The 21,695-nt window shown below is 59.1% G+C and carries 17 protein-coding genes; 8 read left to right on the plus strand and 9 right to left on the minus strand.

Annotated elements, in window-relative coordinates:
• Positions 1 to 93: 93 nt before the first annotated feature.
• Together HALTADL_RS16725 and HALTADL_RS16730 are read left to right on the plus strand one after the other, a co-directional pair.
• On the plus strand, positions 94 to 4,431 hold the full coding sequence (locus tag HALTADL_RS16725; RefSeq protein WP_089673371.1) for an Eco57I restriction-modification methylase domain-containing protein: 4,338 nt from the start codon (positions 94 to 96) through the stop codon (positions 4,429 to 4,431).
• A gap of 149 nt (positions 4,432 to 4,580) precedes the next feature.
• A complete protein-coding gene (locus tag HALTADL_RS16730; RefSeq protein WP_089673370.1) occupies positions 4,581 to 4,901 on the plus strand; it encodes a hypothetical protein in 321 nt (106 codons plus the stop codon).
• A 121-nt stretch (positions 4,902 to 5,022) separates the two neighbouring features.
• Here HALTADL_RS16730 and HALTADL_RS16735 read toward each other — a convergent pair whose 3' ends face one another.
• Complete coding sequence (locus HALTADL_RS16735; RefSeq protein ID WP_089673369.1) at positions 5,023 to 6,615, minus strand: sensor histidine kinase; 1,593 nt, start codon at positions 6,613 to 6,615, stop codon at positions 5,023 to 5,025.
• A 148-nt stretch (positions 6,616 to 6,763) separates the two neighbouring features.
• Here HALTADL_RS16735 and HALTADL_RS16740 point away from each other — a divergent pair, with 148 nt between their 5' ends.
• Complete coding sequence (locus tag HALTADL_RS16740; RefSeq protein ID WP_089673368.1) at positions 6,764 to 7,678, plus strand: 1,4-dihydroxy-2-naphthoyl-CoA synthase; 915 nt, start codon at positions 6,764 to 6,766, stop codon at positions 7,676 to 7,678.
• Positions 7,679 to 7,684: 6 nt separating this feature from the next.
• Here HALTADL_RS16740 and HALTADL_RS16745 read toward each other — a convergent pair whose 3' ends face one another.
• Positions 7,685 to 9,574 carry a hybrid sensor histidine kinase/response regulator gene (locus tag HALTADL_RS16745; RefSeq protein WP_089673367.1) on the minus strand — a complete coding sequence of 630 codons (1,890 nt, stop codon included), beginning with the start codon at positions 9,572 to 9,574 and terminating at the stop codon, positions 7,685 to 7,687.
• 147 nt (positions 9,575 to 9,721) lie between these two features.
• Here HALTADL_RS16745 and HALTADL_RS16750 point away from each other — a divergent pair, with 147 nt between their 5' ends.
• The 4 genes from HALTADL_RS16750 to HALTADL_RS16765 all read left to right on the plus strand — a co-directional run bounded on the left by HALTADL_RS16750 (position 9,722) and on the right by HALTADL_RS16765 (position 11,951).
• On the plus strand, positions 9,722 to 10,150 hold the full coding sequence (locus HALTADL_RS16750; RefSeq protein WP_089673366.1) for a DUF5518 domain-containing protein: 429 nt from the start codon (positions 9,722 to 9,724) through the stop codon (positions 10,148 to 10,150).
• 14 nt (positions 10,151 to 10,164) lie between these two features.
• Positions 10,165 to 10,638, plus strand: coding sequence for a MaoC family dehydratase (locus HALTADL_RS16755; protein ID WP_343123817.1), 474 nt, complete (start codon positions 10,165 to 10,167; stop codon positions 10,636 to 10,638).
• A gap of 63 nt (positions 10,639 to 10,701) precedes the next feature.
• Positions 10,702 to 11,406 carry a PH domain-containing protein gene (locus tag HALTADL_RS16760; RefSeq protein ID WP_089673364.1) on the plus strand — a complete coding sequence of 235 codons (705 nt, stop codon included), beginning with the start codon at positions 10,702 to 10,704 and terminating at the stop codon, positions 11,404 to 11,406.
• Complete coding sequence (locus HALTADL_RS16765) at positions 11,403 to 11,951, plus strand: PH domain-containing protein (protein ID WP_089673363.1); 549 nt, start codon at positions 11,403 to 11,405, stop codon at positions 11,949 to 11,951. The genes HALTADL_RS16760 and HALTADL_RS16765 overlap by 4 nt, the downstream gene beginning before the upstream one ends.
• A gap of 14 nt (positions 11,952 to 11,965) precedes the next feature.
• Here the strand turns inward: HALTADL_RS16765 and HALTADL_RS16770 are convergent, their stop codons facing one another.
• The 4 genes from HALTADL_RS16770 to lrp all read right to left on the minus strand — a co-directional run bounded on the left by HALTADL_RS16770 (position 11,966) and on the right by lrp (position 16,608).
• Entirely contained in the window at positions 11,966 to 12,877 is a 912-nt protein-coding gene (locus tag HALTADL_RS16770; protein ID WP_089673362.1) for a cation diffusion facilitator family transporter, read from the minus strand.
• Between the two features lie 91 nt (positions 12,878 to 12,968).
• Positions 12,969 to 14,117 (minus strand): mechanosensitive ion channel family protein, encoded by a 1,149-nt coding sequence (locus HALTADL_RS16775; protein ID WP_162551747.1) that lies wholly within the window; start codon positions 14,115 to 14,117, stop codon positions 12,969 to 12,971.
• Between the two features lie 123 nt (positions 14,118 to 14,240).
• Complete coding sequence (locus HALTADL_RS16780) at positions 14,241 to 16,031, minus strand: acyl-CoA carboxylase subunit beta (protein WP_089673360.1); 1,791 nt, start codon at positions 16,029 to 16,031, stop codon at positions 14,241 to 14,243.
• A gap of 112 nt (positions 16,032 to 16,143) precedes the next feature.
• Positions 16,144 to 16,608, minus strand: a complete 465-nt coding sequence (gene lrp, locus HALTADL_RS16785) for an HTH-type transcriptional regulator Lrp (protein ID WP_089673359.1) — start codon at positions 16,606 to 16,608, stop codon at positions 16,144 to 16,146.
• Between the two features lie 125 nt (positions 16,609 to 16,733).
• Here lrp and glnA point away from each other — a divergent pair, with 125 nt between their 5' ends.
• Complete coding sequence (glnA, locus tag HALTADL_RS16790; RefSeq protein WP_089673358.1) at positions 16,734 to 18,104, plus strand: type I glutamate--ammonia ligase; 1,371 nt, start codon at positions 16,734 to 16,736, stop codon at positions 18,102 to 18,104.
• Between the two features lie 27 nt (positions 18,105 to 18,131).
• Here the strand turns inward: glnA and HALTADL_RS16795 are convergent, their stop codons facing one another.
• The 3 genes from HALTADL_RS16795 to HALTADL_RS16805 form a co-directional block, all read right to left on the minus strand.
• Positions 18,132 to 19,016: a phosphatase PAP2 family protein gene (locus tag HALTADL_RS16795; protein ID WP_162551748.1), complete on the minus strand. Its 885-nt coding sequence runs from the start codon at positions 19,014 to 19,016 to the stop codon at positions 18,132 to 18,134.
• Positions 19,017 to 19,061: 45 nt separating this feature from the next.
• Positions 19,062 to 20,411: a YihY/virulence factor BrkB family protein gene (locus HALTADL_RS16800; RefSeq protein WP_089673356.1), complete on the minus strand. Its 1,350-nt coding sequence runs from the start codon at positions 20,409 to 20,411 to the stop codon at positions 19,062 to 19,064.
• A 128-nt stretch (positions 20,412 to 20,539) separates the two neighbouring features.
• Positions 20,540 to 21,667, minus strand: coding sequence for a tRNA (guanine(26)-N(2))-dimethyltransferase (locus HALTADL_RS16805; RefSeq protein WP_089673355.1), 1,128 nt, complete (start codon positions 21,665 to 21,667; stop codon positions 20,540 to 20,542).
• Positions 21,668 to 21,695 lie beyond the last annotated feature (28 nt).

The raw sequence follows: 21,695 nt of genomic DNA on the forward strand, positions 1-21,695 counted from the left end.
AGGTTTGGTCTCCGGATGTATTACTTGTCAGGGTCGCGGGCTGTCGACTCCAATAGTTCTTTAGTCACTCCTTGCTGAACGTACTGATGTCTTATGAGTCAGGCAACGCTCGGCACTGATCCCTACCAGAACTCGAATCTCTTCTCTAGCTACTATTTGTCCGACCGGATCGATGATCTCGACGAGTGGGAGTGCGACGACGAGGCCCGAGACGCATTCGAGCGACTCCAGAACCTCTGGGAGTTGGAGGGTGGGCTTGTCGACTCCTACGAGGAGGACGAACTGCTCACGGCGTGGATCGACAAGGTCACTGAGGTGTTGGGGTTCGATAGGCTCTCGGAGACGACACTGCCGGATGGTGGTGGGTACACTGATCGACTCCTGTTCGATACCCCCGAGACTCGCCGGGACGCCGCCGCGCGGAAGAAAGACGGCGACCGTGAGGCCATGTTCGGGCTGGCCTCGGTCGTCTTGGAGGCCAAACAGTGGGATGCGGATTTCACGAAGCGGTTTGCCGAACAGCGGTCTTATCGGGATGCCTCTCACCAGATCAAATACTATCTCGAACACACCCCTGAACGACTCCAGTGGGGGATTCTGACCAATGGGCGGAAATGGCGGCTGTACGGCACCAAGGATTATGCGACTGAAATTTATTACGAGGTCGACCTGCCGGAACTGCTCGAAGCCGGAAATCTGGAGCAGTTCAAATACTTTTTCGCCTTCTTTCGGTCGGCGGCATTCCGCGAGACGGCGGGTTCGTCGTTTCTCGATACGGTCTGGTCCGAAAGCGAGACCGCGGCCCAAGAACTCGGCGAGGACTTACAGGATAACGTCTTTACGGCCCTGCGGGTGCTTGGCGAGGGGTTCATTCAGACGAACGATCTCAGTATCGACCCCGCCGACAGCGAGGCGCGGGCCGAACTGAAAGAACAATCGTTGGTGTTGCTCTACCGGCTGATGTTCGTGCTGTATGCCGAATCGCGTGGGTTGATCCATCCCGACGATCCGAAGATGCAGACCGAGTACGAGGAGAACTTCAGCCTCACCCAGCGCCGGACCGAGATCCACGACCGGATCGAGGACGGCGACTCCTACGAGGATTTCAGCGGGTATTCGACGGGGATCTGGAGCCAGTTGCAGGACCTGTTCGGCCTGATCGACAAGGGCGAGGAGGATCTCGGTATTCCGCCGTACAACGGTGGGCTGTTCGATGACGCTTCCCACGCGTTTCTGGCAGACAACGAGGTGGCAGATCGGTATCTCGCGGAGGTGATCCACCGGCTCGGGACGACCGAGGGCGAGGATGGGTCGCCGGTGTTGGCCGACTACGCCGATCTCGATACGCGGCATTTGGGGAGTATTTACGAGGGTCTGCTGGAACACGAGTTCCGCATCGCGCCGGAGCAGTACGCCGCGGTCGCCGAAGACGGCGGCGAGGTCTGGAGGTCAGCCACGGAGGTCAGCGTGGCCGACGCCGTCGAGACCGTCGACGAGGGGCATCTCTATGTGGTCAACGACGACGGCGAGCGAAAGGCGACGGGGGCGTACTACACGCCCGACTACGTGGTCTCCTACATCGTCGAGGAGACAGTCGACCCCCTCATCGCCGAGATCAAAGCCGATCTCGCAGCCGAGGGGCTGGAACCCGGCGACAAGGGGTATTTCGCGCCGTTTTTCGAGCAGGTCAAGGAACTCACGGTGCTCGATCCGGCGATGGGGAGTGGGCATTTCCTGACGAGTGCGACCGCGTATCTCACCGAGCAGGTGATGGAGGTCGTCCGCGAGCAGGAGATTCAGAGCTACGACGAGCAGGACTTGCGGCGGCAGATCGCCAAGGAGTGCATCTACGGCGTCGACATCAACGGGATGGCGGTCGAACTTGGCAAACTGTCGATGTGGCTCGAAACGCTGGCCGCCGACAAGCCGCTGGCGTTTCTGGACCACCACCTCAAAGCGGGCAACTCGCTGGTTGGCTCGGATATTACCGACGTGCTGGCCGAGGATGGTGAGACGGAGGATGGCCAGTTGACGCTCGGGCAGGCGTTGGCGCGGGCGCGGCAGCAGACGCTCGGCCACGTGATGGATCTCATGCAGGACTTGCTGGCCATCGACAACGACGGGCTGGCCGACATCAAGTCGATGGAGGAGCTGTACGACGAGATCCGCGCCGATCCGCTTTATAAACGGCTGTTCGAGGTGGCCAATGTGCATACCGCCGCACAGTTCGGTGTCGACGTGCCCGAGGGTGTATATGAGAAGATGGCCGGGGCGATTGATGACACTGATAAGTGGGCAGAGATTCGGGAGGAGGATTGGTTTACATCGGCGCAAGCACTGGCTGGCGAGCAGTCGTTTTTCCACTGGGAATTAGAGTATCCTGAAGTGTTCTTTAGTGAGGATGGGGAGAAGCAAGACGATGCTGGGTTTGATGCATTAATCGGGAATCCACCGTGGGTGCGTAGTATCAACTTGAAATCATCAGATATGAGCAGTTGGAGATATTATAGAAATTCCTATCAATCAGCTAGTAGTGGTGAATATGATATATACCTCTGCTTTATTGAAAAAGGTATTTCTCTAATAAACTCTGACGGTGAGTTTGGATATATAACACCAAATAAATGGATAACATCACAGGTCGGTTCAAATCTGCGAGATATCCTTTCGTGTGGCAAATATGCCAAATCTATAATAGATTTCGGTTCACACCAACTTTTCGAAGGAATAACCACATACTCTTCCCTACTGTTCCTTAATAAACAAAATAATTCTGAGGTTTATATTCAGGAATTGATCGAAGAGGATACTTCCGATCATCCAGATATTAAAACAGATCAGTTTTGGCAAAATGGGACCGTTGAAACAGAGTCACTTACCTCAGATCCTTGGTCATTCAACCTAGGTCCTATCGGCAATCTCTTTGATAAGCTCGCTACACTCCCTTCACTTGGCGATGAAGCGAATGTATTTATGGGAACAGGTACGAGAGCAGATTCTGTATTTCTACTTGAACAAGATGGTTCTGAATTATATTCCCCAGCACTTGAAGAAACAGTTTCAATTGAAGAGGAATTACTTCGTCCGGGTTTAAAAGGAAGCGATATTGAGAATTATAGTTTTGAACGCAATCGAAGATTAATATTCCCGTACAATATTGGAGATAATAAGTGTGAACCAATTCAACCGAAGGAACTCCAAACGTCTTACCCAAAGTGCTGGGAATATCTCAATAAAAATAGAGAAGAACTTGAGCAAAGAGAAGGTGGAAAATTTGTTGACGAAGAGCTGTGGTATGTCTATGGCTATCCACGTAGTATGAATAAGTTAGGAAATGAAAAGATTGTGTTGCCAGATGTTGTAAATGAGGCTGAAATGGCCTATGATTCTGAAGGATGGTATATTCTTGACACGGCATATGGGATTGTGTCTGACAACCATGATGAGCGATATTTAACAGCAATATTGAATTCTGATCTGTTAACAAGCTATCTACAGCTTTCAGGCACTGATCTTCGTGGTGGCTATTTCCGTATGAAAACAGCGTATCTGAATCCATTCCCTATTCCAGACTTGAAGATTGATATCCGTGAAAATAAACGAGAACAATTCAGAGATATAGGTACAGAACTGGCCGAAAATATCGTAGAGGGGAGTCAGAATACGGACACTATTGAAATCATTGGACAAGAGGGCTCTCAGGAAGTTTTGGTTCCAATTACAGAGTCTAGAAGTGATTTGACGAAGAAATTAAAATCACTTAACCTCTCTCTTCTAGACCACCTCGGCTCCTACTCCGATGGCCCGACCCTCTCAGACATCGGCCTGACCCAACCCCCACGCGGCGCGGCGGAGTCGATCCTCCAGCAGACCGCCGCGGAGAAGCCGAACCTCCGGGTCGGTGAGGCCAGCGTGGTTCGGGAGTCCGACAACACCGTCGAAATCCGATTGACGGCGCGGTATAAACCGAGCGAGACGCGACCGGAGGGAGGGTCTCGAACCGGAACGGGCGACGCCCGTGGAGGGAGCGAGGACGATGCCCTCGACGAGAGCGATTTCGAAGTCGACCAGTGGGGATACACCGAAACCGACCCCCAGCCCGCCTTACGGATCACCGATCTCACCAAGGCGGAGGCCGATCTGATCGCGGCCTTTGTTCCGGTGGCCGTCGACGAAGCCGGTGGGTTTGCGGGCTTCCGTGAGACGGCGACGAAAACGAACTCGCTGGTCGACCGGCTTCGGAAGTTGACGCTTCCGGCTGTGGATGACGTGGAAGCTGAGTTGACGGGGTATATGCAGACCGTCGAGCGAGCCGAGGAGTTAGAGGCGAAAATCGAGTCGACTGACGCGCTGATTGACGAGATTGTATATGAGCTGTATGGCTTGACTGACGAAGAAATCGAGATTGTTGAGGAGGCTGTCGGGGAGTAGTATCCGCGAGCGAAAGCGAGCGGTTCTCTGCCGAACACAGTGAGGCAGTCTTTTTGGTCCAGATTTTTCAAGGCGTGGTTGGCGAACGCAGTGAGCCAACCCAACGCAGAAAAAGGTGGTTTTGAGTGTAGGGTCTCTCACAGTGAGGTATGGTAAGCGAAGATACAGTCCTCGATACGTTTCCGGACAGTCCAGTGACCACGGCCGCACTCTCGGAGCTCGAAAATCACGACGATATTCTGACGGCGATCCCGCTCATCTCGGAGGCTCGCGGCGCAAAGGAACTCTCCAAACACGCGGTGATCCAAACCGACTCAGTCGCCATTGTCGTCGTCTACAATGACGGCGAGGGATGGACCGTCGACCACCGCGTCGACGGCACCGACCGCGACAATGACGAGGTATTCGAGGAGGCAATGGTCGCCGCACAGGGTGAAACGTCGCTGGTCGACGCACCCGACGAGAAGTAGTCCACGAGAGAAGCAAGCGGTTCACTGCCGAACGGAGTGAGGCAGCCTTTTTGATCCACATTTTTGCGGTGAGCGGTGGCCGAACGGAGTGAGGCCACCCGAACCGTAAAAAGGTGGGAGTCTACTCCGACGCAGAAACAGGTGGTTTGGGAAGCCGAAGTTCGACAGTCGACCCAAGCTGTTGTGGCTCGATGACACTGACTGTGCCACCGACACCGGTGACAATCCAGTAGACGAGCCACAGCCCGAGGCCGCGACCGTGGGCCAGCGGCGTCTCCTCGCCGGATTCGAGGACCGACCGCTCCAACTCGGGGAGCCCCGGTCCCTCGTCCCGCACCCGAATCGCGACGTGTGTGTCGGTCTCGGCCAGTTCGATCCCGACGGTGGGAGTCTCACCTGTGTGTTTGGCGGCGTTGTCGACCAGTTCCCAGACGGCCGTTTCCAGCCGTGGGGCCGTGTCGACCACGCATGTTTCGAGTCCCGAGGCGGCAATCGATGCCTCGGGATACTGGTCGCCGAGTTGGTCGACCACGCGGTCGACGAGCGGGCGGAGATCGATAGGCTTCCGCTCGATAGGCCCGTCGAGCGTTTGTTCGAGCTTTTGGGCCGTCTCACTCAGATCGAGCAACCGATCCGAGGTCGTCCGCACGCGCTTGGCCAGCGTCTGCTGTTGGCCCACCAACTGGTCTTCGAGCATCTCGGCGTAGCCGTTGATAACGCCGACATCGTTGCGCAGATTGTGACGAAGCACACGGTTGATGACGCTGATCAGTCCGTCCCGACGCTTCCGCTCGGTGACGTTCCGAGTCATCCCTTGGACGGCAACGATATCTTCGGTAGTGCGCTCGCTTTCGGGCACCTCGCTGTCGTAGATCGGCGTCCCGCGAACATCGGCGTAAATGACGTCACCTGCCTTCGTCTCCAAGGGGAGATACCGCTCCTCGACTGTCTCGCCCGACAGAATCTGTTCGAGAAGCTCCATGGCGCGTTCTGCGGCCTCCTCGTCGGGAAAGACCAGCTGCATCGACGAGCCGGTGAGTTCTTCGGGCTCGTAGCCCAGCAACTCGACGACGGACGGGCTGTTGTAGGTGAACTGTCCGTTGAGATCGAGCCGAAAGACGTGATCGAAACTGGCGTCGATGACTGCGCGATAGATCTCACTGCGTTCGTTGAGCTGGGTTTCCCACGCCGTGAGTTCCTGTTCGTACTGCTGTTGTTCGATCTCGTAGCCAGCCATCTGTGCCACCAGATGGCTGAACGATTTTTCGGCCTCGGAAAACGGCTCAGCACGTGCGTTTTGGGCGGTAAAACAGACTGTTCCGTACGGTTCGCCGTCGACCAAAATCGGTGCACCGTGGTAACAGTGAATGCCGTATTCGACAGCATCCACACTATCTTCGAGTCCCACGTCGGTGACGTCGGAAAACGCGACGATCTCCTCTTCGCGAATCGTCCGCAAACAGTAGGTGGTGTTGAGATCTCGCTTGAGCCCAGTCGGATCGGGTTGCTCGCCCGGATCGGTACTGATGAGGACTTCCCAGTGGTCGGTCTCCTGATCGATCGTGGTGACGATTCCCATGTCGACGCCGAACTGTGAGACACCGACATCGAGGGCGTCTCGGAGCCGCTCTTCAAGTGGGCGGTCGGTTTGCATCACCTCGTAGAGTCGTGAGTATGCCGTCTGGCGATCAAACCCTGCTTGGATCCCACTCATACTGCTTGCCCCCGGCTCTCGCTCATACTTATCTATTGGGGATACGTCCTATTATAAACTCCGTACGGTGACACCGCAGATCCCGATAGTGCAGACGGTCGACCCCGGTTTCGGCTGGCTTTTTAGTGCCGCCGTCCCTCCCTACCGTATGGTTTCGGAACTCTTTGATCCCGACCGCTGGGAGACCGTCGACGCCTTCGCGTTCGACGACATCACCTACCACCGCGGGGTCGACGTCCCGGCCGTCCGCATCGCCTTTGACCGCCCAGAAGTTCGGAATGCGTTCCGCCCGGGCACGGTCGACGAACTGTACACAGCCCTCGATCACGCCCGCAAACAGGCCTCGATTGGCTGCGTGCTTCTGACGGGCAACGGCCCCTCCGAGAAGGACGGCGGCTGGGCCTTCTGCTCGGGCGGCGACCAGTCGGTCCGGGGTGGCTCGGGCTACGAGTACCGCGACGACGACGAGGCCGCCGCGGACGACGATCCAGCAGTACAGGAAGCCAAGGCCGGTCGACTCCACATTCTGGAAGTCCAGCGCCTGATTCGGACGATGCCCAAACCAGTCGTCGCCGTCGTGCCGGGCTGGGCAGTCGGTGGCGGCCATTCGCTGCACGTGATCTGTGACCTCACACTCGCCTCCGACGAACACGCCAAATTCCTCCAGACTGACCCTGATGTCGCCTCCTTCGACGGCGGCTTCGGCTCGGCGTATCTCGCCAAACAGATCGGCCAGAAGAAGGCCCGAGAAGTGTTCTTCCGGGGAAAAACCTACTCCGCCGAGGAGGCAGCCGATATGGGGATGGTCAACGAAGCAATCGCCCACGAGGATCTCGAAGACGTCGCCTTAGAGTGGGCCGACGAGATGACTCAAAAGAGCCCGACCGCGATGCGGATGCTCAAATACGCGTTTAATGCGACCGACGACGGGATGATGGGCCAGCAGGTGTTCGCCGGCGAGGCGACCCGGCTTGCCTACATGACCGATGAGGCCAAAGAGGGTCGGGATGCGTTTCTCGAAGGCCGCGAGCCCGATTTCGACGAGTTCCCGTGGCACTATTAGGCGACCTCAGTCGACGGCCTCGACACCGGTGATCTCGAACCGCGCCCCGCCTTCGGTACCCGTCGTAATCCGAATCTCCCAGCCGTGTGCTGCGACGATCTCGTCGACGATACTCAGTCCGAGGCCGGTACCATCGTGGGATGTCGAGTAACCCCCCTCGAACACGGTCTTGCGGACGTCCTCAGGGATGCCGGGCCCGTCGTCTTCGATATAAAAGCCGTCGTCGAGATCGCCGAACGTGACCTGAACGTTCTCCCCGCCGTGCTCGACAGCATTGCGGATGAGGTTCTCGAACAGTTGTCGGAGTCGCGTTTTGTCTGCGTCGACCCTTCGGTCGGTTTGGACCGACACGGTCGCCTTCTCGGTCGGGACGGTCTCCCAACACTGCTCGACGAGCGTCCGGAGGTCGATGGTCGAGCGTTCGCTGATGGCGTTTTCGGTCCGACTCAGCAGGAGGACGTCGTCGATCAGCGTATCCATCCGTTCGACCGCGGCCTGTACGCGGTGGAGTTCGGAGACATCGCCAGTTTCGACAGCTATGTCGACGTAACCCTCGATAATGCCGAGTGGGTTCCGCAGGTCGTGGGAGACGATGGAGGCAAACCGCTCCAACTGCTCGTTTTGTTCGTGGAGCTGTTCGGTCACCTGTCGGCGCTGGAGTTCGTAGCTCACCCACCGACTCATCAGGTCGACTAAGGTTTCTTCCCAATCGGAGAACTGGCCGTTTTTCGTCTCGGTGCCGTAGAAACAGAACGTCCCGTACACCTCGTCGTCGACGAAGACTGGCGCGCCGAGATAACATCCGATTCCCCACTCGGCGAACCCAGCGCGGTCGGTCTCGTCGGGGGCATCGCGTTCGACATCTCCCAATACGACCGTCCGTTCGGTGCTGGCGGCGATCTCGCAGTTGGTGGCCGACACCGGTACGACGTCACCCTCCTGAATACTGTCGTCGTCCGATGCGACGATCTCGAAGGTGTAGTCGTCGCCGTCGATCTCCGACAGCGTGCCGTACTGGGTGTCGAGTTCCCGTCGCCCGAGTTCAAGCAATTTCCGGACTTGCTGGTCGAACGAGTGGTCTCGATCCGAAATGATGTCGTGCATCTCCCGCAGGACGCGCTCGCGGTTGTGTCGTTCGGTGACGTCCTGAACAGCGCCGCGAAGCGTCTCGACGGTCCCGTTTTCGACGGCGGGCACGCCTTGGACGCGGAGCCAGCGAACCTCGCCGTTGGGCCGCACAAACCGAACGTCGACGTCGAACGGCTCGCCGTCGGTGAGTGCCTCGTCGACTGCGCTCGCAATGATCGGTCGATCCGCCTCGTGATAGAAGTCGAGAGCCTCCTCCAGCGGTGGCTCTTCGTCGCCCTTGACGCCGAGGATGTCGAACAGGTGGTCGGTCCAAAACACCTCTCTTGTTTCGGTGTCGATCTCCCAGCCGCCGACGTCGGCGATGCGCTCGGTTTTGGCGAGCAGATCCGTGGTACGTTGGAGTTCGCGTTCCCGCTTGTGGTCGGCCCGGTACTGCTCGACGAGGTCGACGATCCGGTCGAGGAGCGCCTGTTTTTGGTCCGTATGCAGATACTCCGAGACATCCGCCGAGATCGCGTCCTTAGCGAGCTTCTCGCTGCCGCCATCAGTCCGGAGGATGAACGGCAGCGAGGGGTAGTCCTCGCGGACGGTTTCGAGCAGCTCGATCCCATCAATGTTCGGCAGGTCGTGATCGACGACGATACAGTCGACGTCGCCGTCGACCAGCTGTTGGTGGCCCTCGGCACTGCTCGTGGCTGTCTGTATCTCGATAGGCGGGTCCGATTCGGCGGCCGCCCGAATCAACTCGGCGAGGCTGGAGCCATCGGTAACGTGGAGGACTCGAACTGGCTTCACAGCCTCTGACATATATCCACCCACTCGTACCAGAGGGATAAACTAGACGGCTTAGCCATCAGTTATGTAACACCATCGTGCCGTTTGAGTCTGTGAGTTACTCTCGAACCAGCTCCGAACATCGGATAGTTCATGTTTTCTCGACTACAGTACGATAGTATGGGTTTCCGAGAGGGACTGTCGACTGACACTGACAGTGTGTGGCTCCCCGCGATTCTCGCAGGGGTCGTCTCAATGCCGGTGACTGTCGGGCTTCACTCGCAGCTGTCGACGTTCTCCTACGGTGCCGTTTCGCTTGTCGGACTGGCCGTCGGCTACTACTACCGTGATCGGTCGACGCTGGGAATCCGCGTCGGCACCCGAATGGGACTCGTCGGCTCGCTGCCGGTGCTGTGGCTGTACGGTGGCTTTCTCGACCCGCTCACGAGCGGAATCGGGTCGGGGCTGACCGTGGCGTCGCTCGTCGAAACAGTCCAAATTCTGGGCTTCTTTTTGCTCGCTATCGGGATTTCGACCGTCATGGGACTGGCCGGGACGGTCATGGGGATTCAAATCGGCCGAGATGCCCCGTCGACCGAGGCGTCCTGACAAACACATTTATATTGGCTCTCGTACAGTTAGCTATGACCGGTCGCTACTACGAGGCATTCACGGAGGGCGAGACGATCCACCACGAAAAGCGCCGGACGATCTCGGAAAGCGACAACCAGCGGTTCTGTGATCTGACGATGAACCAACAGCCGCTTCATTTGGATGCCGCCTTCGCCGCGGACTCCGAGTTCGGCGAACGCGTCGTCAACGGCCTCTACACCCTCTCGCTGGCGGTCGGACTCACGATCCCGGAAACGACCGACGGAACCATCGTCGCCAATCTCTCCTACGACAATGTCGACCATCCTGCGCCGGTATTTCACGGCGATACGCTCCGGGCGCAGTCGACGGTCACCGAGAAACGCGAGACGAGTGACGGCGACCGCGGCGTCGTCACAATGAGAGTCGAGGTGTTTCGGGTTGGCGACGAGGAACTGGTTTGTTCGTTCGACCGCACGGTGCTGTCGCTGATGCGACCGGAGTGAGGACGGTTCAACGCCGAGTACAGTCTGCGGTACTATTTTCCCAGTTCACTCGAACTGACCCGTATGAGCACTGAACAATCCCCACCCGTCGACGACTCCGCCGCGGAAACTGCGGTCGATCTCGACTGGCTGACCCTCGACGATGGCGAGGAGGTCCTCTGGGCGAGCACGCCACACAAAAGCAGCCTCGTCCCGGCGCTCCTCATCGGAGTTCCGCTCTCGCTGGTCCTGATCGGGATTCCGATCCTTGTCGGCTCATATCTGACCTACAAGAACTCCAACTTCGTCGTGACCACGCGCGGCCTCTACCGGAAGCAGGGAATCCTCTCCCGCGACGTCAAACAGATCGGTTTTGATAAAGTTCAGAACATCTCCTACAGCCAGACGGCGGTCGGCGCTCGACTGGGATACGGCTCGGTCGAGATCAGCACCGCCGGCAGTTCGGGTGTCGAACTCCGATTCCAGAACATTCCGAACCCATCCGGGGTCCAAGAGCTCATCTCCCGAGAGATCGAGCGCCGCGAGGGCTCCAGCCGAGACGAAGACGGCGACGTCGACGCCGTCCTCGACGAGATTCTGGCCGAACTTCAGGGCATTCGCCAGGCACTCGACCAGCAGCCCGACACCGAGGCTCCACCGGCCATCGGCACAGAGACGGCCAGTGGAACGCCCGAAACCGAGGACAGCCACCCACCGGTCGACGCAGTCGACGGGGACGACAGCGACCCCATCGAGCCAGCGATCACCGAGCCAGCCGACGACCAATGAGCGACGACTGGCGCTGGCTTGGGGAGTCCGAAACCGTCGTCTGGGAGGGTCGACCGCGGCTGACGACGATCCTCGGCAGCGTTGGTGCTGGCCTCGTCGTGCTTGCGGCGGCGGTCGTCCTCGCGGCGACCGTCGACACACGATTGGCCCCCCTCGGTCTGCTGGCGGTTCCGATCCCGATTTGGGCGTATCTCCGCGTCCAACACACCACTTATCTGGTGACGAGCCGGGGGATCTGGGTCAAAACCGGCGTGCTGGGACGGTCAGTCCGGCGAACATCGCTCTCGAAAGTCCAAAACACGGCCTACCAGCAGTCGGTCCGTGGCTCGCTGTTCGGCTACGGCACGGTCACTGTCGAGGTGGCTGGTGGCGACGATATCTACTTCCGGCGCATCTCAGACCCGCGGATGGTCCAAGAGGCGATCAACGACCAGCGAAAAGACGACGGCGAGTCGACGCTGCCCGGCAGCCCCGACCAGTGGCAGGCCGTGCTGTCGACGGTGCGTGAGGTCCGCGAGCGGTTCGACAAGCGAGCGAGGACCTAACTGTGAGGCCCTGACTACAGTGAATCGCCTTCGACGGCCTCTTTCCACTCGCCGAGACCCGACGGGTCAAGATGAATGTGGGCATCACCGACCTCCTTGACCGCTCTGAGACTGTCGACCAGTTCACTCTCCAAATCGTGGGCCTCGCGGATCGTCATCTCGCCGTCGACCTCGACGTGGACCTCAACTTCGAGGACGGTCCCATCGTAAAACACCGTCAGATCGTGGAGTCCCTCGACACCGGGGTGGGATTTGATTCGCTCTCGAATCTCGTCGCGTTTCGCTCCCGTGGGTGCGGCCCCGACCAGATAGTCGAGGTTCTCCCGGCCGATGTCGACGCCCTGATAGACGACCAGCAGGCTCACCAGTCCCCCGGCGATGGAATCCAAAATCGGGTAGCCGATGAGCACGCCGAGGACGCCGATGATCGCGGCGACCGTGGTGTAGAGGTCATTGAGACAGTCCGCCGCTAGCGCCGCCAGTGCCGTCGATCCAAGGCTCTCGTTTTGGCGCATGGTGTACCAGTAGACCAGATACATGTCGACCAGCGCAAACGCCAACGCGCCCAGCAAGAGGTAGCTGAACCGCACGCCGGTCCCGCCCTCGATGATCCCCTGTGTGGACTCGTAGAGCAGGTTCAAACCCAGAAGAACGATCACCGCCCCCACGAACAGCGCGGTCAGTGGCTCGATTCGCTCGTGACCGTGTGGGTGACTGTCGTCGGGATTGTCGTAGGAACTGCTGCCCCAGACGAGGACGACGACGCTGGCAACGAGGTCTGCTACCGAGTGGGCCGCGTCGGCCACGAGGGCCACCGAGCCGAACGTAACCCCGGCAGCACCTTCGACAACGATTTTGATCGCATTGCCAAGCACGTTTGCCCACGACGCACGCGAAAACCGCTTTTTGGCGTCGTCGACATCCATATCCTCCCTTGCGGAAAACAACACTTCACTGTTCGGATTTCCCGACTCAAAGCGGGTTCTTTGTGGTGTCTATCGCTGTTTTCGATCCGATCTAATTCTTCTCGGTTGACTCCATCGTTGCCTCGCGGTCGACCACCGAATCGTCGTCGACCGTTCGGTGACCGACCGTGCGCTGTGGGAACGGAATCGAGATCGATTCGGTGTCGAACCGTGCTTTGACGTTCTCGACGACCGAGGCGGTCGCCCGCCAGCGTTTCTGTGGGGTTGGCGGCGAGATCCAAAACCGGATGTCGAGATCGACCGCCGAGCCGCCGAAGCTGACCGGAAACACCTGTGGGTTCGGATTCCCGTCGACGAATGTTGATTCCTCGACGGCCTCGCGGGCGATCTCGGCGGCCCGATTCGGATCAGCCTCGTAGTCGACGCCGACCTCGACGTGAATACGAAGCTTGCCATCACGGCTCCGGTTGATGACTGCCTGCTCGCCGACGTTGTCGTTCGGAATGACGACGTGTTCACCGTCGAAGTTCCGGAGGTGGGTGTTCATGATCGTGATCTGGGTAACGATTCCTTGGTTGTCGCCAACTTGGACCCAGTCACCGATCTCGAACGGCCGCGAAAACATCAGGACAAAGCCGGCGATCAGCGAGCCGAGGGTCTGTCTGGCGGCCATCCCGACGACGATACCGAGGAACCCTGCGCCAACCAGAACCCCACCGATCTGGATATCCCACACGCTGAGCACCCCGATGCTGATGACCACGATCAGCGCGACCTGTCCAACACGGGTGAGGATCTGCTCTTGATGGGCCGAGATGTGGCTCGTGTCGGTAGTGAACTCGCTGATGACGTCCTGAAGGACGTTGTTGCCAAGCGCAGCCAAGATGAAAAGAACCGCTGTAATGACGATCCGGGTTGCGGTCGGAATCGCTGTCTCCAACACCCCGATCAGCCACCACGCTACGTCGACCAGCCCCCACACGATCAGTAGCGCGATAATGGTTATGAGGAACAACAGGAGTTGGACAGTCTTGACCACCACCGTGAGGATTTGTGGCAGCGGCACCACGTCCTCAACGAGTTCGACACCGTCGGCGACCCTGTCACCGAACTTCTTGCGGGTCCAGTCGGCAGTTAGTCGTCGACTCTGATTGACAAGCCTCGGAAGTGCGACCCCAGCAGCGCTCACTGCGACGATTAGAACCGCCAGACTGACCGCGATCTGAATTTCCGTCGACACGAAGTCCCCCAACATGGACTCCAGTTGTGTTACAACTGCAGAAATCTGCATACCTCCGATTTTCACTATAGACTCAAAATAATACTGATACACTGGCCCATCAATCACCGCCCAGACAGTGGCCTACAGCACTGTTCCGTGTTTTTTCTCGGGAAGCGATTTCTCGACATCCGCGTAGAACGCAAAGCGGTCGACCAGTTCCTGTCGAAGCTGGCTTGGTGGCACGATCTCGTCGATGACGACCTCGCTGGCCATTCGGTGGATGTCGATCTGTTGGCGGTACTGCTCGCGCAGTTCGGCCTCGCGTTCGGCCCGTTTTTCGGGGTCGTCGATCTCGGCCAACTGTCTGGCATACACGGCATTGATCGCGGCCTCCGGACCCATGATAGCGATCTCGCCGGAGGGAAGCCCAATGACGCTCTCGGGATCGTAAGCTGGGCCACCCATCGCGTAAATCCCCGCGCCGTAGGCCTTCCGAACGATGACGGTCTGTTTCGGCACTGTTGCCGAGGAGGTCGCGTAGATGAGCTTCTTGCCAGCCTCCAGAATCCCTTCCTTTTCGACCTGCGAGCCAGCCATGAATCCCGGTGTGTCACAGAGGTAGAGCAGGGGAATCTCGTAGGCATCACAGGTCCAGATGAAGGAGGCGGCCTTCTGGGCCGAGTCGGGGAAGATGGCCCCTGATCGATGGCTGGGCTGGTTGGCGACGACGCCCGTGGGTCGACCATCGATTCGGACAAAGGCAGTCACGATTTCGGGGCCGTATTCGGGTTTGAGTTCAAGGATCGACCCGGCGTCGGCGATGCGTTCGATCAGGTCGTGGACATCGTAGGCTTTGTTCGGCGCACTCGGGATCAGTTCGTCGATCCCCTCGGGGTCCCGTTTTGGCGGTTTGGGTGGGCTTTTGGGTGGTTTTTCGCCCGCCTTGTCGGGGAGGTAGCCAATGAGTGTCGACACGAGTTCGCGTGCGTGTTCCTCATCACGGGCGATCAGATCCGCCGACCCGGAGTGTTTGGCGTGAATCTCCGGGCCGCCAAGTTCGTTCATCCCGATATCCTCGCCGGTGACCATCTTCACCATTCGGGGCGAGGCAATCGCCAACGCGGCCATCCCCTCGACCATGATCGTGAAATCGGCGAACACCGGGGTGTAGGCCGCGCCGGCGATACACGGTCCATACAGCACGCAGATCTGGGGCACTCGTCCCGACAGCATCGAGTGGTTGTAGTAGTATTTCCCGATTCCCTCGCGGTTGGCGAAAAACCCGGTCTGTTGGTCGATTCGTCCACCGGAGGAGTCCATCAGATACAGCACGGGTTTGCCAGTTTTGAGTGCCCGTTGTTGCATCCGGAGGAACTTTTCGACGCCGCGTTCGGCCATCGACCCCGCCTTGACGGTAAAATCGTTGGCCATGAAATGCAGGTCCCGACCTTCGAACGTCGCTGCACCAGTAATCAGCCCATCGGCGGGGAGGCGATCCGAGTCGTCGACTGACTCCTCCTCGTCGCTTTCTTTGCCGTCTTCATCATCCGCGTCGACCGCGGGACTCTCGGGATGCCACTCGTCGAAGGCAGCGAATGTGCCATCCTCGAATCGGAGCCGAGAGTCGGGAGCCTCATCGCCAAACCACAGTTTCAGCCGGTCTCGAACGAACAGTTTCCCCTGTTCGGGGAGTCGATCTTTGTACTTTTGCGGGCCGCCCTGCAGGATGTCCTCGATCTCCGCCCGAATGGCCGCCTCGCGGTCGGTCGGGCCGAGATCGTCGACGAATGGATACTCGGGTTCGCCCGTCGCCGCTGGCTCACTGTCCTCGCCGATATACACCGAGATATTGGTCCCGAGATGGGTCGACAGCGCACTCGCAATCGCCGAGGCTTCGTCCGCCGTGGCTCCCTCGCCGATATAGACTTTCATACATAGCGTTGGACTGCCGAATTGTTAATGGTTTAGTATGAAATAAGCGTAGCCGGGCGGCTCACGGGGTATAAAAACGAGTTTCGGCGAGAGAGTACGGTCGTCGAGTCGACTACTCTTCGTCGTTGAGATCGAGTTCGAACTGTTCGTTTTCGGCCACTGCGTTGAGGACGACACTCGTGTTGGATTCGCGGATGTCGACGTCGGTCAGCAGTTCCTTGATCTGGCTGTTCATGCCATCAGTGTCGGTGAACTTGCCGATTGCGATGATGTCGTAGTCGCCGGTGACTTCGTAGACGCTGACCATCTGCTTTTGCTCGCGCAGGCGGTCTGTGATCTCCGGGAGCGCACTCCCCTCGACTTTGAGGTGAATCACTGCGGTGACATCGTAGCCCAGCGCATCGTAGTCGACGATGGGTGTATAGCCGTTGACGACCCCTTCGGCCTCCAGATCCCGAAGGTGGTTCGAAACTGTCGTTACGGAAACGTCGAGTTCCTCGCCGAGGCTTCGCAGACTGGCCCGACCGTTCCCGAGTAATGCATTGATCAACTTGGCGTCCAAGTTTTCGTACGTCATTACAGTTCACGACTCACCGGGGGCATTAGAATTTTACGAATATCCAATTTCTCAGTTTTCGCGGGGTACTTGCACTAAGCGATAAGATCTTTATACTGGCAGTGATTGGTCCAACTGTCTACAACATGACGGACGAAAACGTTGCCACAGATGGTGGATTGACCGAAAAAGAACAGGAAGTTATTGACGAAATTGAAGAAGAAGGAATCGACTTCCTTCGGCTACAGTTCACGGATATCCTCGGTGTTGTGAAGAACGTTTCAGTTCCGGCCCGACAGGCCGAGAAAGCCTTCACCGACGGGATTTATTTCGACGGCTCGTCGATTGAAGGGTTCGTCCGCATTCAGGAGTCGGATATGCGGCTCAAGCCCGATCCGGATACGTTCGCGATTCTTCCGTGGAGACAGGACGAGGAAAGCGCCTCCGCGCGCCTCATCTGTGACATTATCAACACGTCGACCAACGAGCCCTTCGAGGGCGACCCACGCTATGTGCTCCAGCAGGCCATCGACCGCGCCGAGGAACACGGCTACGACGTCAACGTCGCCCCAGAACCGGAGTTCTTCCTGTTCAAACACGACGAAGACGGCTACGCAACCACCGAGTTCGCAGACCAGGGTGGCTACTTCGACCTCGCACCGAAGGACCTCGCCAGCGACGTTCGACGTGACATCATCTTCGCGCTCGAAGACATGGGCTTCGAGATCGAAGCCAGTCACCACGAGGTCGCCGAGGGTCAGTACGAGATCAACTTCGAGTACGACGACGCACTCACCACTGCCGACAACGTTGCGACGTTCCGTACCGTCGTTCGTGCGGTCGCCGCACAGCACGACCTGCACGCGACGTTCATGCCGAAGCCCGTCCCGCGAATTAACGGCTCGGGGATGCACACCCACATCTCGCTGTTCGAAGATGGCGAGAACGCCTTCCACGACAGCAGCGACGAGTTCGACCTGAGCGAGACCGCTCACTCGTTCCTCGCCGGTATCCTCGATCACGCACAGGCGATTACCGCTGTTACCAACCCAACGGTCAACAGCTACAAACGCCTCGTGCCCGGCTACGAGGCCCCTGTCTACGTCGCCTGGTCGGACCGCAACCGCTCAGCACTCATCCGCAAGCCAGCCGCCCGCGTCCCGGCTGCTTCACGTGTCGAGGCCCGCTTCCCCGATCCGTCGTGTAACCCGTACCTCGCGTTCGCAGCACTGCTGACCGCCGGTATGGACGGCATCGAGCGCGATCTCGAAGCCCCGGACCCGGTTCGAGAGAACATCTACGAGTTCGACGAGGCAAAACGCGACGAGTACGGTATCTCGACGCTGCCGACCAACCTCGGCGAAGCAATCGAAGAGCTCGAAAACGACGAAGTCATCTACAACGGTCTCGGCGACCACGTCGGCGAAAAGTTCGTCGAAGCCAAGAAATCCGAGTTCAAAGACTACCTCGTCGACGTCTCCCAGTGGGAACTCGACGAATACCTCGAAAAGTTCTAAGTCGCGACCGAATTCGACTTTCTTTTTTTAACGCTGCTCTGCGAGTGGCAACATCAGAATAATCCCGACAGCGACGGCGCTGGCCGCCATCGCACCCAGAATCGGCAGAACCCCGACATACGCGCCGAGCCACAACCCGCCAGCAACCGCAAGCCCGACAGCCGCCAGCGGGATCGACACCGGCGGCGCAGCCACCAACTGATCACCCAGTCGGTACCAGACCGCCGCCGCACCGATGGCGGTGCCGATCCCAATAGCACCTTGGAGAATTTCCCGTGGATGACCGGCGTCGACGGCGACCCCGAACCCAATGACGGCGACAATGCCGCTGACCGCGAACAGTCGCTCGGGCCGCAGGCGATCTCCGTCTCGGGCGACAGTGATCCCAATCGCCACCAACACCGCACCGAGGCCGATCCCGGCGAGGACGTCACGCGGATAGTGAACCTGCAGGACGACCCGCGAGAGACTGATCAGGGCTATACAGCCCCCAGCGATCAGATACCGCGTTCGGCGTCGACCAACTGAAAGCAAGAGCCCGAGGCCACCGTAGACGACGGTTGCGGCGGTCGCATGGCCACTCGGGAACGTGAACCCATCCGATTCGATCTCGCCGCCGACAAACGAGCCGATCAGCGACGGGAGTCCAGTGGGGTCGACCGGCGTCATCGCCGGCCGCGGAATCCCTGTGGCAGTTTTTATCGCCAACACTGCCGCCAAGCCCAGCGTCGCAAGCCCGATACAGACAGCCGCAACCGGACGAGCATCCTCGATGTAGCGTGGACCAACCCAGTAGAGCATGGCGAGCCCGACGAGGACGAACCAGGCATCGCCTGCGAGCGTAATCAGTGCAAAAAGAACAACGAGCAGGTCACCACCGGATACCAGCAGTGTCTGCAACGGAGGAGTCATCATTCGTCGGGCAGTAGACAGTCGACCCGCTAAGCCCCTTGGATTTCAGTTCCGCCGGTCGCGAGCCATATCGATGGCCTTCCCCGGCACGCCCAACAGGTTCAGGCCGACCCCGACGACCATGAAGACGACATAGAGGCCGAGGGTCGACAGGAAGATGATGAGCATTGCCACGATGGCGAACAGATCGCTCTGGAACGTATAAAACGCCCCGAGCGTCAGCCCCGTTCCGTACAGCAAGACGAGATACGGGCCCCAGCCACGGGCGTGGCCCCGTCGCATCCGCGACCGGACGTAGCCTTTGAGTTCGGATTCGACGCTGGGTTTGTCGACCGTTCGCTCCCGAACGTCAGCCTCGAAGGCGTCGAACTCCGATCTGAGTTCGTCGACCCGGTCGTCGATTTCGCCGATGTCGGGGGCCCCCCGTGGCTCGACGCGGTCGTTGTCCTCGCCAACACTCGTCTGCTCTTCGGCGTCTGTCGACGCCTCACGTCCCTCACGCGCCATATTATGTGCTGAATCACGGCCGCCCGCCTGTTGTAACTGCCGGTCGGCTGACGCCTCCCGTCGACCCGATCCATCGGTCTCCGTGCTAAACGGTGGGGACGAAGGCTCACTCACGCCACGGACGGCGTTGAGGACCGCACCGAGAATCAGAATGATCGCAGCGAAATACAGCCACGTCACCAGCAGCAAGATACCGCCGATAACCCCGTACGCCTCGTACTGTGCGGCTCCGGCGGCGTAGATCTGAAAGCCAGCCTGCAACAGCGTCCACCCGACACCCGCAAACACTGCCCCGGGCACGGCCTCTCCGAGCGAAATCGGCTGGTTTGGAAAGTAGTAGTACATCGGCAGAAACGCCACCGTCAGCACGGCTGGCAGCGCTAGAATACTGACGACCTGACTCGCCGGACCCAGCGGCAGTGCAGCGAGGATCGTCCCCGCTACGATCATCACGCCGACACCGACACTAATCCCGACGAGGACGATGAGTGCGTCTTTGAGTTGACTGAGGAAGCCGAGGGTCTCCGTATCCCCGTAGACGGCAACGAACGCGGTGTCCAGTGCGCGAAACACTTTGAGTGTACTCCAAATGAGGACACCGACTCCGACGATGGTCGCCCCACCACGACCGGGGGCATCCTCAATCGCGCCCGAAATGGCGTCTTCGCCCGCGGGCGTCAGAAACTCCTGTGTAGCCCCGACGATCTGTTCGGCGAACGCCTCGCCACCGATTGTTGAGGCCAACACCAACAACAGCAGAAGCGCAGGCAACAGCGAGACGAACGCATAGTAGGCGACGCTGGCGGCCAGAAACGTGATCTGCTGTTCTTGGGCCGTGTCGACCACTGCCTTCGCGGTGGCCAGACGGGAGCGTGTTGGAGAGGTCATTGTGTGTTATATCCGGGACTCTCCCAAAAGTATCAAGGGTATTTCAATCACACAGAACGCCAGTAGCTGGTAGGTACTGGCTGTTTCTGTCAGAATCTAATAACTCAGTCGACGAACACCGATCACGGTCAGTCGGCGTCGGGAGCGGCGGCCTCGCGGATCTCAGCCAGCGTCGCGTCGGCTTTGAACGCGGTCCCGCTGTAGTGGGCTTTCGAGGCATCGTAGCCGGCCTCTTGCAGATCTCCAACGAACTCGTCCATCGAGTTGGCGGGGACGCCCCACTGTTTACAGAGGCGGTGTTGGTCGTAGTGGGTTGGGGTGTCGATTTCTTCGGCGACCGTCGACAGCAGTCGCTCTGCGCGAGCAGCTGTCCCCATTTCGGGCGTTAGGTGGTCGATAACCGACCGGGTAAACTCGCTGTCGGCAACCGGGCCGAGCCACACCGGGCCGGCGGTTAGGGTTCGATTACTGCCGCAGACGGGACACTCCTCGGGGACGGTTTCGGGGTAGTGGCCGTACTCGTAATCGCGGGCTAGACACTCCTCGCAGTGGTGAATGAACCCCAAATTTTCGAGGAGACTGTCGGCCGAGGTTGCCCGATGGTCGAGTTCCAGATAGGTTCGGGCGTAGTGTCGCGAGACGTGCGAACAGATCGGCGTGGCAGCCACATCGTAGCGTGCGGCGGTTCGGACCAGCGCCGACAGCAGGGTTCGCAGCCCCATTTCGGGGTGGTAGTCGGTGTTCTGTGGCACTGCGCTGTACTTTCTAATTCCGCTGTTCAGGTGGGCCCCACAGAGCGGTGCGGTGTCGGTTGCGGTGACACAGACCATGTTTCGGGTGGTCGCAAACGCGGCGTCAACAAAGGGGATCGGGGTGCCGAACGGATCGAGGTCGACCACATCGAACATCGACTCGTGGAGCAGAGCGTTGACATTTCGATTTTCGACCGCCCCGTCGAGATCGTTGCGCGCGAGGTTCTCGCGAGCCAACTCGGCGGATTCGCTGTCGATATCACAGCAGGTGACCGAGTACCCCTCGTTGGCCGCCCGGACGCCGCGGATTCCGGAGGCGGCCATCGCATCGAGATAGGTGTCGACGCGGGGTTCACGCTCCTGATAGGCCCGCAGCACTGCGACCGTAATATCCCGATTGAGCTCCATCGTCGGGTTGAAAAAGACGCCGTCGCCGCTGCCCTCGCTAGTGCCGTCACGGGGCTGTTCGACCTCGATTGTGAGGTCGCCTTCGGTAAGTTGCATACGGAGCGTGGGGTAGGTGAGCCGAAAA

Origin of the sequence: Halohasta litchfieldiae, assembly GCF_002788215.1 — an archaeon.
Taxonomy (GTDB): Archaea; Halobacteriota; Halobacteria; order Halobacteriales; family Haloferacaceae; genus Halohasta; species Halohasta litchfieldiae.

Bases quoted from the DNA above. Each gene is read 5' to 3' on its own strand.
- HALTADL_RS16725 (WP_089673371.1), top strand. From the start codon at position 94: ATGAGTCAGGCAACGCTCGGCACTGATCCCTACCAGAACTCGAATCTC.
- HALTADL_RS16730 (WP_089673370.1), top strand. From the start codon at position 4,581: ATGGTAAGCGAAGATACAGTCCTCGATACGTTTCCGGACAGTCCAGTG.
- HALTADL_RS16735 (WP_089673369.1), bottom strand. From the start codon at position 6,615: ATGAGTGGGATCCAAGCAGGGTTTGATCGCCAGACGGCATACTCACGA.
- HALTADL_RS16740 (WP_089673368.1), top strand. From the start codon at position 6,764: ATGGTTTCGGAACTCTTTGATCCCGACCGCTGGGAGACCGTCGACGCC.
- HALTADL_RS16745 (WP_089673367.1), bottom strand. From the start codon at position 9,574: ATGTCAGAGGCTGTGAAGCCAGTTCGAGTCCTCCACGTTACCGATGGC.
- HALTADL_RS16750 (WP_089673366.1), top strand. From the start codon at position 9,722: ATGGGTTTCCGAGAGGGACTGTCGACTGACACTGACAGTGTGTGGCTC.
- HALTADL_RS16760 (WP_089673364.1), top strand. From the start codon at position 10,702: ATGAGCACTGAACAATCCCCACCCGTCGACGACTCCGCCGCGGAAACT.
- HALTADL_RS16765 (WP_089673363.1), top strand. From the start codon at position 11,403: ATGAGCGACGACTGGCGCTGGCTTGGGGAGTCCGAAACCGTCGTCTGG.
- HALTADL_RS16770 (WP_089673362.1), bottom strand. From the start codon at position 12,877: ATGGATGTCGACGACGCCAAAAAGCGGTTTTCGCGTGCGTCGTGGGCA.
- HALTADL_RS16780 (WP_089673360.1), bottom strand. From the start codon at position 16,031: ATGAAAGTCTATATCGGCGAGGGAGCCACGGCGGACGAAGCCTCGGCG.
- lrp (WP_089673359.1), bottom strand. From the start codon at position 16,608: ATGACGTACGAAAACTTGGACGCCAAGTTGATCAATGCATTACTCGGG.
- glnA (WP_089673358.1), top strand. From the start codon at position 16,734: ATGACGGACGAAAACGTTGCCACAGATGGTGGATTGACCGAAAAAGAA.
- HALTADL_RS16795 (WP_162551748.1), bottom strand. From the start codon at position 19,016: ATGACTCCTCCGTTGCAGACACTGCTGGTATCCGGTGGTGACCTGCTC.
- HALTADL_RS16800 (WP_089673356.1), bottom strand. From the start codon at position 20,411: ATGACCTCTCCAACACGCTCCCGTCTGGCCACCGCGAAGGCAGTGGTC.
- HALTADL_RS16805 (WP_089673355.1), bottom strand. From the start codon at position 21,667: ATGCAACTTACCGAAGGCGACCTCACAATCGAGGTCGAACAGCCCCGT.